Annotated in this window: 15 protein-coding genes; 4 read left to right on the forward strand and 11 right to left on the reverse strand. The window is 61.1% G+C overall.

What is annotated here, in order from left to right; all coding sequences use genetic code 11:
- Position 1 precedes the first annotated feature (1 nt).
- From ACYZT9_RS23590 to ACYZT9_RS23605, 4 genes are read right to left on the reverse strand one after another with little or no spacing between them, the layout of a single operon-like run.
- A complete protein-coding gene (locus tag ACYZT9_RS23590; RefSeq protein WP_462010280.1) occupies positions 2–4567 on the reverse strand; it encodes an alpha-2-macroglobulin family protein in 4566 nt (1521 codons plus the stop codon).
- Positions 4564–5166, reverse strand: a complete 603-nt coding sequence (locus tag ACYZT9_RS23595; protein WP_462010281.1) for a DUF1175 domain-containing protein — start codon at positions 5164–5166, stop codon at positions 4564–4566. Before ACYZT9_RS23595 ends, ACYZT9_RS23590 begins: the two co-directional genes overlap by 4 nt.
- Before the next feature lie 32 nt (positions 5167–5198).
- A complete protein-coding gene (locus tag ACYZT9_RS23600; RefSeq protein WP_462007654.1) occupies positions 5199–6911 on the reverse strand; it encodes a DUF2138 domain-containing protein in 1713 nt (570 codons plus the stop codon).
- A 36-nt stretch (positions 6912–6947) separates the two neighbouring features.
- The gene (locus tag ACYZT9_RS23605; protein ID WP_462007655.1) at positions 6948–7739 is read right to left on the reverse strand and encodes a YfaP family protein; all 792 of its coding nucleotides are present in this window, start codon (positions 7737–7739) and stop codon (positions 6948–6950) included.
- 1131 nt (positions 7740–8870) lie between these two features.
- On the opposite strand from ACYZT9_RS23605, the gene ACYZT9_RS23610 reads away from it, so the two are divergent.
- The 4 genes from ACYZT9_RS23610 (at position 8871) to ACYZT9_RS23625 (ending at position 14023) form a co-directional block, all read left to right on the forward strand.
- On the forward strand, positions 8871–9113 hold the full coding sequence (locus ACYZT9_RS23610) for an exodeoxyribonuclease VII small subunit (protein ID WP_462007656.1): 243 nt from the start codon (positions 8871–8873) through the stop codon (positions 9111–9113).
- Positions 9110–9997 (forward strand): (2E,6E)-farnesyl diphosphate synthase, encoded by an 888-nt coding sequence (gene ispA, locus ACYZT9_RS23615; RefSeq protein ID WP_462007657.1) that lies wholly within the window; start codon positions 9110–9112, stop codon positions 9995–9997. The genes ACYZT9_RS23610 and ispA overlap by 4 nt, the downstream gene beginning before the upstream one ends.
- Positions 9998–10088: 91 nt before the next feature.
- Positions 10089–11993: a 1-deoxy-D-xylulose-5-phosphate synthase gene (gene dxs, locus ACYZT9_RS23620; RefSeq protein WP_462007658.1), complete on the forward strand. Its 1905-nt coding sequence runs from the start codon at positions 10089–10091 to the stop codon at positions 11991–11993.
- 146 nt (positions 11994–12139) lie between these two features.
- Complete coding sequence (locus tag ACYZT9_RS23625; protein ID WP_462007659.1) at positions 12140–14023, forward strand: TonB-dependent receptor domain-containing protein; 1884 nt, start codon at positions 12140–12142, stop codon at positions 14021–14023.
- A gap of 120 nt (positions 14024–14143) precedes the next feature.
- Here ACYZT9_RS23625 and ACYZT9_RS23630 read toward each other — a convergent pair whose 3' ends face one another.
- The 7 genes from ACYZT9_RS23630 to ribH form a co-directional block, all read right to left on the reverse strand.
- Entirely contained in the window at positions 14144–14944 is an 801-nt protein-coding gene (locus ACYZT9_RS23630; protein WP_462007660.1) for a cobalamin-binding protein, read from the reverse strand.
- Entirely contained in the window at positions 14944–15363 is a 420-nt protein-coding gene (locus tag ACYZT9_RS23635; protein WP_462007661.1) for an MFS transporter, read from the reverse strand. The genes ACYZT9_RS23630 and ACYZT9_RS23635 overlap by 1 nt, the downstream gene beginning before the upstream one ends.
- On the reverse strand, positions 15360–15977 hold the full coding sequence (gene ribA / locus ACYZT9_RS23640) for a GTP cyclohydrolase II (protein ID WP_008033730.1): 618 nt from the start codon (positions 15975–15977) through the stop codon (positions 15360–15362). Before ribA ends, ACYZT9_RS23635 begins: the two co-directional genes overlap by 4 nt.
- Positions 15978–16148: 171 nt before the next feature.
- A complete protein-coding gene (locus ACYZT9_RS23645) occupies positions 16149–16652 on the reverse strand; it encodes a phosphatidylglycerophosphatase A family protein (protein WP_131062001.1) in 504 nt (167 codons plus the stop codon).
- Positions 16649–17614 carry a thiamine-phosphate kinase gene (gene thiL / locus ACYZT9_RS23650; RefSeq protein WP_462007662.1) on the reverse strand — a complete coding sequence of 322 codons (966 nt, stop codon included), beginning with the start codon at positions 17612–17614 and terminating at the stop codon, positions 16649–16651. Before thiL ends, ACYZT9_RS23645 begins: the two co-directional genes overlap by 4 nt.
- A gap of 22 nt (positions 17615–17636) precedes the next feature.
- On the reverse strand, positions 17637–18137 hold the full coding sequence (gene nusB, locus ACYZT9_RS23655) for a transcription antitermination factor NusB (RefSeq protein ID WP_214379096.1): 501 nt from the start codon (positions 18135–18137) through the stop codon (positions 17637–17639).
- Positions 18134–18610: a 6,7-dimethyl-8-ribityllumazine synthase gene (gene ribH, locus ACYZT9_RS23660; RefSeq protein WP_003228649.1), complete on the reverse strand. Its 477-nt coding sequence runs from the start codon at positions 18608–18610 to the stop codon at positions 18134–18136. The genes nusB and ribH overlap by 4 nt, the downstream gene beginning before the upstream one ends.
- Between the last annotated feature and the right edge of the window lie 37 nt (positions 18611–18647).

Genomic DNA, 18647 nt, shown 5'->3' on the forward strand with positions numbered 1-18647 from the left:
GTCAGTTGACCGTGACCTGACCAAGTGCCGGTTTCTGTTCCTGCGCCTGATGCTGTGGCGCGTAGACCTGAGTGAAACGCACCGGCGGCAGGTTGAACTGGCCCTTCTGCGAAAAGCGCACCAGATGACGCAAGCGCAATTCGCCGCTCAAGGCATCCACCGGTATTGCGTAAGCCATCTGACCCGGTTCGAAGCGCGCCTTCTCCAGCGCCGTCGGTTCAGTGCCGGCCTTGCCCATCAACTTGATGCCCCAGGTGGTGCGCTCGACATCCGCTCCCGGCGGCAGCGGCACTTCGATCATCCCGTAACGCAGCGGCTTCGCGGCTTTGCTGGTGATGATCACTTCGTCCAGATACAGACTGTCGCTGGACAACGGCTTGGTGCCGACCGCTTCGACTTTGAACGTGAAGGCTTCGTCGCCCGGCACCAATCGCGACAGGCGACGGGTAATGGTCACCGTCATCGGCTCAACGGGCGGTTGCCGAGTCTGAAAGCTCAACGCTGCCCGCAACGGACGCTCTTGTGTCCCGGTCAGCGACAAGACCGCGGGCACTGGCGCAGCACCCTGCCACGTCCAATACACCTCACCGGTAACACCCTGTTGTTTCTTCCAGCCTTCGCCCGGTGCCAGCGCGATGGTCGGCGAGCCCAGCTCAATGCTGCGTTGCAACCAGGTCAGTGCCAATGCGCGTTCCAGCGTCGATTGTTGTGGCAGCAACCGTTGCAACAACGCTTGCGCGTGAGCCTGATCGAAGGCTTGCAGCGACAGGTTCAACGCTTCGGCAAATGGCTGCGAGCTGACGGCCAGACGTTGCTGCGCATCCGGCAATTGACGATTGAAGGCGTCCGGCAAAACCACTTTGGACTGACGCGCCAGCGATGCCGTCAACGCACGCGCCGCCGCCAACCCCAGCGCCGAATCCGGATTGCTCATGACAATACTGTCCTCGCCATCCTCCATCAGGTTCGCGGCATTGCCTTCGCCCGCTTGCGCCAGGTCATCCATCAAACCGCTGAGCAGCGTGTTCACCGGCAATTGCATCTGTTTGGCAAACGACAGGATCAACGCCCGCTGCAACAACGGCGTGTTTTTAGCCTGCTTCAAATAAACGTCCAGGACTCGCTGCCAATGCTCCGGCGGCAGGTTCAGATCCAGCGCTTTGCTGGCGTGCCAGTCGGCGTAGTAAGCGTACGCGGTGAGGAACGCGTCCGGCTCACCGTCCATGCCCCACCAGGTGAAGCTCGCCGACGGCCCGGCCATTTGCACCAGTCGCAGACGGCTGTTCTGCATGATCAGCCGCAAGCGATCGCGGATCTGCGGATTCGACGACAAGGTTGGATACGCAATGCTCAACGGCAGCAAACGACTGGCCGTTTGCTCGACGCCGCCGTACGGATAGCTCAGCAAATCATCGAGCGCCGAACGGAACAGCGCTTGCGGACTGTCATCCAGACGCAGGCGAATATCGGTTGCGTCAACCGGCAGGGTCAGCGGTGTATCGCCGCTGGCCACGTCCAGACTCTGGCTTTGCGTGACCTGCCAGCCTTCGCCGGTCGCCTTCAGGCTGACAGCCAAGGCATCTGCGGTTTTGCCGTCCTGTACCAGCTCGGCGGTCCACTCGCCCGTGGCCAAAGCAAACCCCGGCAATGCGATGTAGTTGATGCCGTTGTTCAGCGTCACCGGCACGCGTTGCTCGGCGCCACCGTAATGGATCACCAGCTCAGCCTTGACCGGCATTTCGGCCTGACTGAAGGCGAACACACCGAGATCCGGTTTGTCGCCCGTGCGGAATTTCGTCGGGCCGCTCCACTTCAGGTACAGCGGTTTTTCCGAGCGCACGAACTGCTTCTTCTGCCCGACCTGACCGTCATCGGCAATGGCTCGCGCGGTGATGCGCCAGCGGGTCAGCGAGTCCGGCATTTTGAACGTGAAGCGGGTTTTGCCATGGGCGTCGGTGATCAATTCCGGCTGCCACGCGGCAGTGTCGACGTCTTCGCGACGCGGCCGCTCAAGTACTTTCACGCCGCGTTCGCTGCGGTTGGCTTTGCCCGGCGCGCCAGGGCTGCCCGGCAATGCGACGTCGTAGCTGATGAACGACAAACTGGCGCTGGTGCGCACGTTGTTGCGGCGCGGGTGATAGAAGAACTGGTCGATGGTCGGCGCGACTTCCGGTTGCAGCGCGTAGACCATTTCGTCGACCACGCTGACCGTCAAGTGTGCCGGAATCGGCTTGCCGGCAAACTGGGTGGTGAGGTCGACGGATACGGTATCGCCCGGCTGATACGCCTCTTTGTCCGTGGCGATGACCACGTCGATCTGCGGCGCAATCACCTTGATCCCGGCGTTCTGGAAGCTGTATTGACCGCCCTTGGTGTACAGCACGGAGAAGGTCAGGTTCGGCGCGAAATTGTCCTTCACCGGGATGCGTGCGCGGTATTGAGTGTCGCTGAGTTTTTCTATCTTCAGCCAGTCGCCGCCCTTGGACAGCAGCGCCGTGGTTTCAACCTTGTCGCGCTCCAATGACAACAAGGCATCGCTGACAGGCTCCGGGAAAGTGATCAGCGCGAGGGCTTCATCACCGGCCTTGTACTCGGGTTTATCAAGGACGATTTCCACGGTGCCGGGCACGGCTTTGATGCCATCGCCGGTGACCGAATGCCCGGTAGCGCCAATGACTCGGCCATGCTCATCCTTCAACGTCAGGTTGTAGGTGCCTGGACGGTCGAAGGCCAATGTAAAACCTTTATCGCTCGCAGCCAGTTTGCCTTCGCCAGCGGACTGATCTTCCAGACGCACCCAGTGGTAGCCGCTCGGCGTGACCGCTTTGCTCTGCTCGCTGCCACCCTCGTTCAGATAGCTGAATGCAACCTTGTCACCCACCGCACTGAACCGTTGCGGCGCGCTCAGGCGGAAACTGGCCGCGCCCCGGTCGATGAGGATTTCCTTGGTGGTCTTGACCCGATACGCCGCGCCATCGCTGGCAAAAACGGTGAGCATGTAACGGCTCGGTTTCTCGGCGGCGGGCAGATCCAGGGTCGCGTTGCCCTTGGAATCGGTGGTCAGTTCGGTGCTGGTCAGTTCCACCGGGAATTGCCCGAGGTATTGCAGTTCGTTGTCGACCATCGACAGTTGCTGGGCGCGCAGGCTCAGGGTCAACTTGGCATCGGCCACCGGTTTACCGTCCGGGTACAGCAGCACCAGGCTGCCTCTTACCGGTTCGCCGGTGCGGTAATCCTGCTTGGCCAGATTCAGCGAGATTTCGAAGTGCGGCTTGATGTATTCGGCAACGCGGAAGGCGCTGCTGTAGACCTGATCCCTGTAGCTGAAGCGCAATTCATAACCGCCCGCCACCGCGTTGTCGGGCAACTGGAAACGGCCTTGAGTACCGGCCTTGGAATCGAGTTTCAACGCCAGCGATTGCAGCGCCGTGCCGGTGGCATCGAGCACCGTCACGTTGACGTCAGCGGCCGTGGGCAATACCGAATCACGCGCATTCTTGAACTCACGACCAACAATTTTCAGCGACACCCAATCCCCCGGTCGATACAGCGGCCGGTCGGTGAAGGCATAGAGTTTGGTGTCGTAGATTTCGCTGTCGTAATAGAAGTTTTCGGAGACAAATACCCCGCCCTCTTCGTCCTCGCCGATCACGAACGAACGCTCGGGGCTGACGTGTTTCAGGCGCAGCAAACCATCGGCATCGGTGGCGCCGCTGCTCATCACGCCTAGGCCATCGGTCCACAGCACATTGACCTTCGGCACTGAACTGCCTTCGTGTTTGCGTGCGGCCCAGACCACCAGTTCATCACCGGCAATCTTGCTCACGGCCACGGTGTTGGAGACAAAAACCATAGTGGTCGCGCGATACTTGCCGACCAATGCTTCCACCAGGTACAGACCGGGTTTCAGGTTGCCCAGCGGGATGTACACATTGCCCGGCGCGACAGTGACGAACTCGCTGGAAGAACCGGCGAGGTTTACACCTGTAGGCGGCTGGATCGGTTTGGCTTGCCACAGCGGGTAGCGGAATTGACTGACCACCGGCAGGCCAGGAATCAGTGCGAATTGCGGCTGTGCGTCGTAAGGCGTTGGCGCAGCAATCGCAGCGCCCATTTTCAGTTCCGGCACTTCCTCGGTGACTTGTTTACGCGACTCGTAGGAAAACGCTCGCTGCATCACGCGACGGGATTTTCGGTACCAGTTGTCCCACAGGTACGCGAGGGTGTTCGACAAACCTTCGCCCTTGAACTGGCCGTTGCTGACCACGCGGTGCAGGTTCTTCTGGCGCTTGAGGAAATCCAGCGGTTTTTCGATGCGGTACACGCGAATGTCCGCGCCGCCGTAAGGCTCCATGCGGAACCGCCGATAGTCGCGGCCCGGTGCTTCAAGACGGACCATCGCCTGTTCGTCGCTGGCAAAACTGCTGTCGGCCAGCAGGAAAAAACTTTCACCGGCCACCGGCGTGTAGCCGCTCGGTTCGACGGTGTCTTCGGCATTCACCGCCGCACAAGGCAGTACCAATACCAACAGTAGAGACAAAAAGCGCAGCATGCGGGCACCGGTCATTGGGAGAGAAAGTTCAGTCGATAGACGCCGATGAAGTTGGGGTTGGCTGCGTCGGGTATCCATCGGGTGTCCTTCCATGTCATGAGTTGTTGCAGGCTCGCGGAGCGCATGCCGTTATCAGTGGGGGTCGTGGTGCCGGTGTGATAGGCGATGTAGCGGCCCATCCAGATCATCAGGTGCTGGTCGTCGCCCTGATCGAAAAACATCAAGTCGCCAGGCCGGGCTTGCGTCAGGTCGCGGCCAACCAGATGGCTGTTGAACTGAATCAGTTTGATCGCGTTGACGTACGGCCCGACCTTGCCGCCGCCCTGTTGCCATTGCTGGGCGAGGCCGCGCTGGGCCTCGCTCAGTTGCAGTTCCGGCGGCAGGTAGCGGTTGGACAGGCCATTGCTGCGCAGCCATTTGTCATCATGGACTTTCAGCGCTTCGTTGGCGGCGAAACGCACGAGCCCGGCGCAGTCCTGCTGATACCAGCGCGGGCTCGGGCCTTGGGTCAGTTGCTCCTGGGCGATGCGCACGAACCAGGCGCGGAACACCTGGGATTGCTGCGGATCGAGCGGCGCGGCGTCGCTGGCAAAGGCGCGACTGCCCAGCAACATCACCAGCAAAACGAGGCCTCGGATAAGTGCGGTCACAGCGCTTTCCATTCCAGCGGCAGCCACTGCCAATGACCGTCGGGCTCGCTGCCTTCGGGCAGGGTCAGCGCGTATTTGCCGTAGTTGCCGAGCTTGCGCAGTTTCGGAATCAGGTAGGTCTGCGCGGCGTTGTAGAACACTGGCTCCATGTCCTGCGGCAGGCTGTCGAGGGTTTCCTGTTGCATCAGTTGCGCCATGGAGTCCGGGCCGAAGTAAACCGGCATCAGCAGGTCTTTCGGCACCACGTCGGCCATCGGCGGGAAACGTTTGTCGAGGGTGCCGAGGGCTTTGTCCACGAGCTTGTCGTCGAGGGAAAACAGCAGCGTCGAACCGTGGCGGGCCAGGCTGACTTTCATGAACGCCTTGCCGGTGATCGCGTCCGGGTTCTCGGCGTCCTTGGCTTTGTAAGGGCCGAAGTTGGAGCTGACCTGACGCTGCCACTGGTGATTATCACCTTCCTGTTTCTCGATCACCGGGAAGGCATGCTCTTCAACGTTACCTTCATGAGCGCCGACCATCGAGCCGAACAGATTACCCAGATCACCATCGAGTCTGGCGCTGTCATTGTCGTTCAGACTGGCCACCAGCAGCGGCGTGTACAGCCGCGAATCGGCGTACCAGCATAGGCCGGCGGCACCGGCCATGTGTTCGGTCAGCGACTGGGCCACGGTTTCTTCGGCACCGAGTTTCACCAGCAACGGCTTCTGTTGTTCGGCGGCGAGCGGCAGTGCTACGCAAGCACTCGCGCCCATCGGCATGGCTTGCCAGATCGGTTTGAAATCGAAGTCCGGCTGGTTCTCCAGTTCGTCCATGGCGAGGAAGCTGTGCCAGCCCTTGTCGTCCATATCGAAGCGCAGGCCGGCGAAGTTCGGGATAAAACGCTGGTAACCCATGGCCAGGACGCTGGAATTGACCGACAGGCGTTGTTTCACTTCCGGCGCGCGGGCTGGCAGGCCGAAGGCTTCGGGAAAAAGTTTCTGGCCGCTGAGCAACGCTTCCAACGCTTGGGTCGAGACCATTCCGCGCTCGTCGGTCGGACCGTGGCCGATGTCGTACAGTTTCGAAGGATTCGACAGCACCACCAGCTTGTCGCCATGGGACGCGAACACCAGCGATTTGCTGTTGTTGTAGGTGATCTGATACAGCGGCACCGCATCACCGGCGACCTTGATTTCACCCAGCTGGGTCAGCTGCGAATCATCCAGCGCCACTTTGGCCAGCGGCTCCAGCACCTTGACCAGACCACCGCGATCCATCACCAGCAGGAAATCCTTGAGCCGCCCATCCGCCCCGCGCCAAAGCGCCACGTCTGCCGGTTGATCGAAAAGCTGCTCGATCAGGCTGTCCTGCAATTTCAGATCATGTTCGTAAATGATCCGCCGCAGACTGCCAATCAATCCGAGGCGATCGGCATGGGTTTCGTAATAGAAGACGAAATCTTCGGTCAGGGTGTCCTTGAGGAACGGCACCGCGAGCAAGTCCTTGGGCAATTGGCGCAGGGAATGGGTTTCGAGCAGGCCGTCCGGCCGGCTCATGCCGAGCTTGTCGCTGGCCAACTCCGCCGGTGGCGCCTTGGGTTTGTGCATGAACCAGCCCAACCCGCCCGCCACGCCAGCCACCAAGACCAGCCCGACCAGCAGCAACGGCCAACGCTGGGAAGGTTTGGCAGCAGGTGCGTCGGCGGCCGGGGATACAGTGTTATCGCTCATGTTCACAAAGCCCAATTCATCCGTGGTGCGGGATGCTTAATAGTTGAAAGTCTTGACCAGCAGCAGGTCACCGATCGCGCGCAAGGGCACGATGAAGGTCTCGCGTTTTTCGTCGACGGTGTTTTCGTTGAGCACCAGGTTGATCTGCGAGGTGATCACCTCGTTCTGGTTGCTGGTCTCCTCGAAGTTATAGCCGCCGCTGCCGAAGTTGCCCCAATAGTTCACGTAAACCAGATAGGTGCCATGCAGCGGCGCGGTCATGGTGAACATTTCCGGACCGGGACCGTCGACGCCGTCCGGGTCCAGGCCGCCGCCGTTGCTCATCGCCGGGCGAGCCCAGAACGCGTGTTGACCGTCGGGCGTAATGATGTGCAAGTCGAGTTCGGCTTTCGGGTCGTCCCAACCCAGCACCACGCGAATGCGCGCCGGGGTGCGCAGGTTGTTGGCTTCATAGAACTGAACGCGCTTGAGCGACTGACCTTCGGCACTGCGCACTTCGACGCTGTTGGAACCGGCGCCGAAGGCATACGGCCGGGCGAAACGTCCCTGGTCGTCGGCGTACAGGTTCAGGGGATTGCCGTTGACCGCCAGCGTGTGCGGCCCGCGTTGAGTACCGATGTCCTTGAGCTGGCCTTCGATCATCGTGCGATTGCGTTGCACGCCCCGGTCGATGGGCGGAGTGGGATAGGCGACTCGAGGGTGTTCACTGCGATCCAGCAGGCCGTTGTAGCGCCAGCCGCCCACCGGTTCCGACAGCTCGGCCGTTGGATCGGCCCAGGCAGCGGTCGCGCAGACCCACCCCAACAGCACTGGAAGAAATGAACGCATGTGACGCCTCCTGCCATGCATAACGAAACCTTGCGCCCGATCCTCGGCGCGTTACAGATCCAAAAACTGCGTTTCGTCAGAAAGACCCGTGACTGATGGGTCGTAGAAGGTGCGAAGGTTAGCCATTTGGTGGGTTTTTAACAATCGGATACATCTTAAGTTGCGGGGGAAATCGCGCTGATTGTTGGCCGTGAGCCGAATAGCGGCCTTATTCGGCTCACCAAATGAGCCGAATAATCCTCGTCACTGCAGTAATGCTGTCACCTGAGAAAGCAGTTCGCGGAATGGTCCTGCGAATGTACCCGGCACCCTTGTGGGAGCGGGCTTGCTCGCGAAGGCCGCGTGTCAGGTACATATCCATTTCCGGGGTAACGGCAGATATTGGTTCCGCCCTTACGGCGGGTTACTTGGAAAAACGGAATGCCGCCCAGCGCCAAGTAACCAAGCGCCCGCGCCCCTGACGTACGGTGCCTCGCTAAGGCTCGGCATTCCGACGGGGCAGATCAAGATCAACAGCAGTATCAAAAGCCAAAGCAAGATCAACGGCCAAAGCCAGAGCGGCGTTGAACCTGTGGGAGCCTGCTCGCGAAAAGCCTCCAGACACCGCGTACATTCAGACAGCAATCGTTATCGTTGAAGTCCTTCGCGAGCAAGCTCGCTCCTACAGTGGGAATGCGCACGATCAAAGAGACAGGCCGGCCGGTAGGCCGCCTCGCGGTGCTGTTGCGGTACCCGCCCCCTCGAGAGGCCGAGTGGAGGTTCTGCGCAGTGGGCTAACCCGGCATGGATGCCGGGTTAGCCGCGCACGGCCAGGGATGGCCGATCGCGGCGGGCCCACGGAGCAGGACCGGAGCGAGGGCATGCCGAGCACTAGCGAGGCACCGAACGAAAGGGGCAAAAGCGCTTGGTTACTTGGCGCTCTTCCAAGTGACCCGCCGTAAGGGCGGAACCAATAGCCGCCGTTACCGACGAAACGGATATGACACCAATCAAATGAACACCCACCCCAAGCGAACAGCGCAGGCTGCGTTTCCCCCTCATGATCAGGGCTACCCAATGGCCCCTGATTTGCCCATACCCCCCATGTCTGCTAGTGTCGCGCCGGTTTAACGTCAACCGGAAACTGCCGCCATGGCCCGCAAAAAAGCTGCACTGGATTTCGAACAATCCCTCGCTGACCTGCAAACGCTGGTGGAGCGACTGGAGAACGGCGAATTGTCGCTGGAAGACTCGCTGACGGCTTTCGAGCAAGGCATCGGTCTGACCCGCGATTGCCAGGCAGCGCTGGCCCACGCCGAGCAGAAGGTTCAAGTGCTGCTCGAGCGTGATGGCGAGTTGGCCGAGGAACCCTTCGACGCGGATCAGCCAGAATGATTGCAGCGTATTCGGCGACCAGCCAGGCCCGTGTCAATGCGGCACTGGATACCTTGTTCAACGCCCCAAGCCCTGAACTGGCGCGTCTGTACGAAGCCATGCGCTACAGCGTGATGAATGGTGGCAAACGCGTGCGCCCTCTCCTGGCCTACGCGGCGTGCGAAGCGCTGGGCGGCAAGGCTGAGCAAGCCAACGGCGCGGCCTGCGCAGTGGAGCTGATCCACGCTTATTCGCTGGTTCACGACGATCTGCCGGCCATGGACGACGACGACCTGCGTCGCGGCCAGCCGACCACCCACAAGAAATTCGATGAAGCCTGCGCGATCCTGGCCGGCGACGGCTTGCAAAGCCTGGCCTTCAGCGCCCTGCTCGACCCGCGCCTGAGTTCGTCCGAAGCTGAAATCCGTCTGCAGATGGTCAGCGCGTTGGCGCTGGCGGCAGGCCCGGCCGGCATGGTCGGCGGTCAAGCCATCGACCTCGGCTCAGTAGGTTTGAAGCTTGATCAGAAAGCCCTCGAATACATGCATCGGCACAAGACCGGCGCGCTGATCGAGGTCAGTGTCAAACTCGGCGCCCTCGCCAGCGGCCGCGCCGAAAAGGACGAGTTGAAGTCCTTGCAGACTTACGCACAGGCCATCGGCCTGGCATTCCAGGTCCAGGACGACATTCTCGACGTCGAAAGTGATACCGAAACCCTCGGCAAGCGCCAGGGCGCCGACATCGCTCGCGACAAGCCGACCTACCCGGCCCTGCTTGGCCTCGATACCGCCAAGGCCTACGCCCTGGAGCTGCGCGACCAGGCGCTGCACGCGTTGCGACCGTTTGACGCGGCCGCCGAGCCGTTGCGCGATCTGGCCCGCTATATCGTCGATCGCCGCAGCTGACGGCGTATCTGCCAAAAAGGACCAACGCGTGGGCAGGGGGCGATGCATCAGGTAAACTGCCGCATCTTTTATACCTATAACGATTCGCCTGATGCCCACGACGTTTCATGAGATTCCCCGCAAGCGCCCGACCACGCCCCTGCTCGACCGTGCCAACACGCCGGACGGCCTGCGCCGGTTAGGCGAAGCCGAGCTCGAAACCCTGGCCGATGAGTTGCGCCTGGAATTGCTCTACACGGTCGGCCAGACCGGCGGGCATTTCGGTGCCGGCCTGGGCGTCATCGAGCTGACCATCGCGTTGCATTACGTCTTCGACACCCCGGACGACCGGCTGGTGTGGGACGTGGGTCATCAGGCCTATCCGCACAAGATCCTCACCGGCCGTCGCGAGCGCATGGGCACGCTGCGTCAGAAGGACGGTGTCGCGGCCTTCCCGCGTCGTTCCGAGAGCGAGTACGACACTTTCGGCGTCGGCCACTCCAGCACCTCGATCAGCGCAGCGCTGGGCATGGCCATTGCCGCCCGCCTGCAGAACAGCGATCGCAAGGCGATTGCCGTGATCGGCGACGGCGCACTGACCGCCGGCATGGCTTTCGAGGCGCTGAACCATGCGCCTGAAGTAAACGCCAACATGCTGGTGATCTTGAACGACAACGACATGTCGATCTCGCGCAACGTCGGTGGCTTGTCGAATTATCTGGCGAAAATCCTTTCCAGCCGCACCTACGCAAGCATGCGTGAGGGCAGCAAAAAGGTCCTGTCGCGCCTGCCCGGCGCTTGGGAAATCGCCCGCCGCACCGAAGAATACGCCAAAGGCATGCTGGTCCCCGGCACGCTGTTTGAAGAGCTGGGCTGGAACTACATCGGTCCGATCGATGGCCACGACCTGCCTACCCTGATTGCCACCTTGCGCAACATGCGCGATCTGAACGGTCCGCAATTCCTGCACGTCGTTACCAAGAAAGGCAAAGGCTTCGCGCCGGCGGAAGTTGACCCGATTGGTTACCACGCAATCACCAAACTCGAACCCGTCGATGCACCGGCCGCTGCGCCGAAAAAGGCCGGCGGGCCGAAGTATTCCGGCGTGTTCGGCGAATGGCTGTGCGACATGGCTGCTGCTGACCCGCGCCTGGTCGGGATCACTCCGGCGATGAAAGAAGGCTCAGACCTGGTGGCGTTCAGCGAGCGTTTCCCGCTGCGTTATTTCGACGTGGCAATTGCCGAGCAACACGCCGTCACCTTTGCGGCTGGTATGGCCTGCGAAGGCGCGAAACCGGTGGTGGCGATCTATTCGACGTTCCTGCAACGCGGCTACGATCAGCTTGTTCACGATGTGGCGGTGCAAAACCTCGACGTCTTGTTCGCCATCGACCGTGCCGGTCTGGTAGGCGAAGACGGCCCGACGCACGCGGGCAGCTTCGACCTGTCGTTCCTGCGCTGCATCCCCGGCATGCTGGTGATGACCCCGAGCGACGAGAACGAACTGCGCAAAATGCTCACCACCGGCCACCTGTACAACGGCCCGGCGGCGGTGCGTTACCCACGCGGCAATGGCCCGAACGCGACCATCGAGAAAGACCTGCAACCGATTGAAATCGGCAAAGGCGTGATTCGCCGTCAGGGCAGCAAAGTCGCCCTGCTGGTGTTCGGTGTGCAATTGGCCGAGGCGCTGAAAGTCGCCGAGACGCTGGATGCCACCGTGGTCGACATGCGTTTCGTCAAACCGCTTGATGAGGAACTGGTTCGCGAAATTGCCGGTAGCCATGAGTTGCTGGTGACCATCGAAGAGAACGCGATCATGGGCGGTGCCGGTGGCGCCGTCAGCGAATTCCTCGCCCGGGAAAACATCCTCAAGTCGATGCTGCATCTCGGCTTGCCGGACAGCTATGTCGAGCACGCCAAGCCTGCGCAGATGCTGGCCGAGTGTGGGTTGGACGAGGTCGGGATCGAAGCTTCAATTCGTGAACGCCTGCAACTTCTGAATATCTCAATGTAGCCTGTGGGAGCGAGCTTGCTCGCGATGGCGTGTGTCAGTCGAATTCAATGTCGACTGACACACCGCCATCGCGAGCAAGCTCGCTCCCACAGTGATTTGTGTACCTCTCAAAATATCGTTCGCTTCAAAGCGCCAATGGACTGCCCGTGAATTTCTCGCGCTTCGCCCTGCCCCTCTTCCTTCTGCCCACCGCCAACACCTTCGCCGACACCTTCGAACGCGACCAGGCCCTGAAGCTGCCCGACATGCTGATCAGCGCCAACCGCCAGGTTGAAGCGCGAAACGACAGCAGCGCCGCCAACACCGTGTTCACCCGCGAAGACATTGACCGCCTGCAACCAAGCAGCGTCACCGACTTGCTGCGTCGTGTGCCGGGCGTACAAGTCGGGCAAACCGGCGGGCGCGGTAGCCTGCCGGGGATTTACATTCGAGGCACCAAGTCGGCGCAGAGCCTGGTACTGGTGGACGGCCAACGCATCGGCAACTCGACTTCCGGCGACAGCAATCTGCAACACATCAACATCGAACAGGTCGAGCGCGTGGAAGTCCTGCGCGGCTCCCGTTCGGTGATTTACGGCAGCGATGCGATTGGCGGGGTGATCCAGATTTTCACCCGTCGTGGCGCAGAACAAGGCCTGCAAGCGCGTCTACACGCGGGTTTCGGCAGCAAGCAGACCTGGGAGCGCAGCCTGGGCGTGTCCGGGGGCGATGAGCAAACCCGCTTCAACCTCGGCGCCAGCCTCGATGAAACCGCCGGGATCAATCGCACCCACGCGTCGTACCCAAGCGATGGCGATCGCGACGAGTATCGCAACAAGTCGTTGAGTCTGAGCCTGAGTCACGCCCTCACCGATGACATCGAAATCGGCGCCAACCTGCTGGATAACCGTGGCAAAAGCGCGTTCGACAACCCGTTCGGCCGCTTCGATACCACCACCTTCGAATCGGTCCAGCAACAGCCTTACAACGCGTTCACGGTGAGCAGTCTTAGCAGTTACGTCGATGCGCGCATCAACGACCTGTGGAAAACCCGCGTCGAATTCGGCCACAGTGAAAACCGCGAGAAGTCCTTCGATAAGCTCAGCGACGAACGCAGCGTGTTCAACACCTACCGCGACTCGGTGAACTGGCAGAACGACCTGGCGCTCGACGCACGCAACAGCCTGATCCTCGGCGGTGACTGGTACGAAGACCGCATCAACAGCAGCACCGCGTTCGACGAGGACAGCCGCTGGAACCGCGCGGCGTTTATCCAGCATCGCTATCAGGCGGACAGTTTCTCCACGGAACTGGGCCTGCGCCGCGACCAGAATCAGCAGTTCGGCAGTCAGAACAGCTGGAGCGGTACGTTCACCCTGCCGTTGGACCCGGACAACGATGTACTGCTGACCTATAGCGAAGGCTTTCGTGCTCCGACGTTCAATGACTTGTATTACCCGGATTTCAGCAACCCGGACCTCAAGCCTGAAACGTCGAAAAGCTATGAGCTGCAATGGCGCAGTCAACTGACCGATACCAGCCGTCTCGAAGCCTCGCTGTATCGCACAGATCTCAAAGACGCGATTATCTTCGGCAGCAACGACCGCCCGCGGAACGTCGCCTCGGCACGGATCAATGGGTTTGAAGCGGCATTGAAGCAGGAACTGTTCGGCTGGCAGGGCAATTTTGGCGTGGCGATCATCGACCCGCGCGATCGCGACAGCGGCCACACCTTGGCGCGTCGAGCACGGCGGACCTTGAGCCTGGATCTGGATCGGCAGTTCGATCGACTGGGTCTCGGCGCCAGTTGGCAAGCGGTGAGCAGCAGTTATGACGATGAGAACAATCAGCAGCCGTTAGGCGGGTATGCGCTGCTGGGATTGCGCAGCAGTTGGGCGCTGAATCGTGAGATCAAGCTTGAGCTGAAGGTCGATAACCTCCTGGACAAAGGTTACAGCAGGGCGTTGTACAGTCATGACGGCAGTCAGTTCGGGTATCGCGAAGAAGGTCGGGCGTGGATGTTTGGGGTGACCTGGACGCCGGAGATTTGATCCGAGGTTTGCGGTGTTTGAGCTGGCCCCATCGCGAGCAAGCTCGCTCCCACATTGGATCTTTGGGCGACACAAATACCCTGTGGGAGCGAGCTTGCTCGCGATGGCCGCACCTCGGTCTCAACGGTCGGGCGCAATCAATTGGCAAAGCTTGGCCGTCGCCTCGATCATCTGCCCACTCGCCCGCTCCAGCCCCTTGTCCGTCACCAACCGCAATTGCCCCCGCGCCACGGCCGTTACTTGCGGCCAGGCCTTCCACGCATCGAGTTGCGCCTGATCACCGGCCAGAATCACCTCGGGATTGCGCTGTAAAACCGCCTCGACGCTGACCTGCGGCGCGGGCAGCGTCAGATCTGCAAACACATTGCGCGCACCGCACACCTCAAGCGCATCGCTGATGATTTGCCCGCCGCCGACGGTGTACAGCGGTCGATCCCAGACCTGATAAAACACCCGCAACGGTTCGTCCCGTCGATAACGTTGGCGCAGTGAAACCAGGCGCTCACGCAAGTCGGCGGCCAGGGAAATGCCACGGTCGGGCCGGCCAAGCCGCGTGGCGATCGCCTCGATCTGCACGGTCAGTTGTTCAAGGTTGTGGGGGTCGGCGACGTAGGTGGGAATGTTCAATCGCTTGAGCTGTTCGCGCTGGGCCGGACCGACACTGCCGGGCCAGAGCAGCAGCAAATCAGGTTTAAGACTGAGCAGACGCTCCATGTCCAATTGACCGTAACGGCCAACGGAAGGCAGGCCTTCGAGTTCGGCAGGACGATCGCCAGCATCGAGCACACCGACCAGAAGATCAGCCGAACCCAGTTCAACCATGATTTCAGAAAGCGACGGCGCGAGACTGACGACGCGCTCGACAGCAGAGGCCACGCCGCTGACGGCCAGCAGCAAAACCGCCAGGCCGATGCGGCGCATCAACCGAGTTGACGCGGGATACGGTAGAGGTAGAACAGCACCGTTGTCGACAGCGCCAACAGCACCAACGGCACCGCTTCGAGTCCGACGAACACCGCCAGAGCGCCGATCCAGGCGGGCAGGCCGGCCACGAGAAACGCTGCACGGCGCTTTGCGGCGAGGGTGATCCAGGCGGCAGGCTCTTCAGGGGTATCGAGCGCTTTCTGGGTGGCGATCAGCGCGTGTTTGTAGCCACCGAAAAACTTCAGGCTGACAAACATCGAAGCCACACCGGCGATGAACATCGGCATCGCCAACACCGGCAGAAGCACCTCGTTCTGGCCGAATACGCCATTGATCACGAACAGCGGCAACAAGGCCAACGCCAGGTATTGCCACCAGTTGACGGACAGTCGCCGCCGCACTTGACCGCGCGTCACGCCCGGTCTACCTCGCCCTGGTGCTCGTTGCCCATCATGTGGTCGAGCTTGCTGGCCTTGGTGGCCAGATAGAGTTTGTTGTGCGGATTGTGGCCGGTGTGCAGTGGCACGCGCTCGGCAACCACGATGCCCATGTCGGTCAGGGCTTTTACCTTGCGCGGATTGTTGGTCATCAGACGCAGGGATTTCACGCCCAGGTGCTCCAGCATCGGCAGGCACATGGCGTAGTCGCGCTGATCGGCAGCGAAGCCCAGACGCTCGTTGGCTTCGACGGTGTCGGCGCCGCCGTCCTGCAATTCATAGGCGCGGATCTTGTTCAGCAGGCCAATGCCACGGCCTTCCTGACGCAAGTACAGCAACACGCCACGGCCTTCGCGGGCGATGGCCTGCAACGCGGCTTCGAGCTGCGAACCGCAGTCGCAGCGCTGGCTGAACAAGGCATCGCCGGTTAGGCATTCGGAGTGCAAGCGGCCGAGTACCGGGGCACCGTCGTCGAACTCACCCAAGCTCAGCACGACGTGCTCGCGCCCGTTTTCTTCATCGAGAAAGCCGTGCATGGTGAATTGCGCAAAAGGCGTTGGCAGCTTGGAAGCGGCGACAAAAACGACAGGCACCGGTGTGCTCCTGATCAATAAGTACTGGAGATTCGCAGACGCGGCATTGTAACAGCACGTTCCTGGAGACGCTTAGGCTGAATTATCGGGCATAACGATCTAAAAGATTGATCTCGGCCGTGCGTTCAACCCTGTGGGAGCCAACCGCAAGAGTTGGATCAGTTCCGCCACTCAGGCGAAGATCCATACCAGCCCCTGCATCGCTAACCACGCGAACACGCCGGCCAATACGTCGTCGAGCATGATCCCGACACCCCCGTGCACATGCCGGTCAATCCAGTGAATCGGCCAGGGCTTGAGAATGTCGAAGAATCGGAACACCACGAAACCCGCGAGCAACCAGTACCAGCCTTCCGGAACCAGCCACAGGGTGATCCACATCCCGACCATTTCGTCCCAGACGATGCCTTCGTGATCGTGCACCCGCAAATCGTCGGCCACTTTACCGCAGAGCCAGAAGCCGAACAGCATGGTGATGCCCAGCATCAGCCAGTAACCCCAGTCGGGTAGCATCTGCCACAGCGGAATAAAGGGCAGCGCAACCAGCGAACCCCAAGTGCCTGGTGCCTTTGGCAAGGTGCCCGAACCGAAGCCGAACGCCAGAAAATGCCATGGATTGCGCCAGACTGATGGCGGTACGAATTCCGCGGGGACCTGTTTGGGATGATCTGTCACGGTGTCTCCCGAAAATGTTGATAGCCCCGTGTTTGTGGGGTGATGTCTTGTCCGGCGGCATCCAGTAGCACGACACCCCGCCCCGTCACCACACGCCCGACCACATGAATCGGCCAGCCATCTGCAACCATCCTCGGCCACTCGACGGGCGGCAAGGTGAAGGCCAGCACATAATCGTCACCGCCGCTCAGGGCTGCGTTTTCGGCGTCGCGTTGACCGAGCAAGGCCACTAAAGCCTTCGACAGCGGCAGTCGGTCCCGTTCAACTTGAATGCCGACCTTCGACGCGAGCGCAAGGTGCCCACAGTCGGCGAGTAGGCCGTCAGAGATGTCCAGCGCCGATGTGGCTTTGCCACGCAATGCCTGACCCAACGCGAGTTGCGGCTGTGGCGACCAGTAGTGCGCCAGCAGCGGATCGGCGACGGCCGCTTCAGCCGTGCGCTGACCGAGCACCAACGGCAACGCACCGGCGGCGTTACCCAGCTCACCTCCGACACACAGCAGGTCGCCTGGCTGCGCGCCGCTACGGGTCAACGCCAAACCACTTGGCACACGCCCGAACACAGTCATGGTCAGGCTCAACGGCCCACGGGTGGTATCGCCGCCCACCAGCGCCACGCCACAGCCCTGCGCCATGAGATTCAAACCACGGGAGAAACTGTCCAGCCAATCGGCGGTCGCCGTCGGCAAGGTCAGGGCAAGGGTAAAGGCAACGGGGGTGGCGCCCATGGCAGCCAGGTCACTGACCGCCACGGCCAGCGAGCGCTGACCGAGCAGAAACGGGTCGCAAGGGTCTGCGAAATGCACACCGGCAACCAGTGTGTCGGTGGAAATCGCTAACTGCTCCCCGGCGGGAACAGCCAGCAAGGCGCAGTCATCGCCGATCCCCAGGGCAACGCCTTCGCCGCCCTGCGCGCAAGACGCGGCGGCGAAGAAATTGCGGATCAGCTCAAACTCACCCATCGGGCAACTGTTCAAGCGCCGATCAGCGCTTGAACGCCTTCACTTCAGCTTCACGCAGACGCGGGGCCAGCTTGTCGAGTACACCGTTGACGAACTTGTGGCCGTCGGTGGAACCGAAGACTTTTGCCAGCTCGATACCTTCGTTGATCACAACGCGGTACGGCACGTCGACGCGCTCCAGCAGTTCCCAGGTGGACAGGCGCAATACCGCCAGTTCAACCGGGTCCAACTCTTCGATGGTCAGGTCCAGGCAAGGCTTGAGCGCCGCGTCGATCTTGTCCTTCTGCGCGGGAACCCCATGCAGGATTTCACGGAAGTAGGCGCCGTCGACATCGCTGAAATCGTTATCGACCCGGAACTGCGCTTCGATCTCGTTCAGCGATTGCTTGGCCATGTGCCACTGGTACAGCGCTTGAGTTGCGAGCTGACGAGCTTCGCGACGCTTGACGCTTTTCGATGGCTTGCCGGCATCCGCAGGCTTTGGATCGCGCGGGTTGAAACGATCGCTATCGTCGCTAATCACTTGGCCTCCAACTGCGCCAGCAGGCTGACCATTTCCAGAGCGGACAGGGCAGCTTCGGCACCTTTGTTACCGGCCTTGGTGCCGGAACGTTCGATGGCTTGCTCGATGGAATCAACGGTCAGCACACCGAAGGCAACCGGTACGCCGAATTCCATGGACACCTGAGCCAGGCCCTTGGTGCATTCGCCCGCCACGTATTCGAAGTGCGGAGTACCGCCACGAATGACCGCGCCCAGAGCGATGATTGCAGCGAACTCGCCCTTCTGAGCGACTTTCTGCGCAACCAGCGGGATTTCGAAGGCGCCAGGCGCACGGATGATGGTGATGTCGCTTTCGCTCACGCCATGGCGAACCAGGGCATCAACTGCACCGCTGACCAGGCTTTCAACGACGAAGCTGTTGAAACGGCCCACTACCAGAGCGTAGCGGCCTTTAGGGGCGATGAAGGTACCTTCGATGGTCTTCAGGGTCATTCGTTAGTTCTCTTAAAGAGCCGGGACGCGTCTTCTA

The organism is Pseudomonas sp. ZT5P21 (assembly GCF_054897785.1).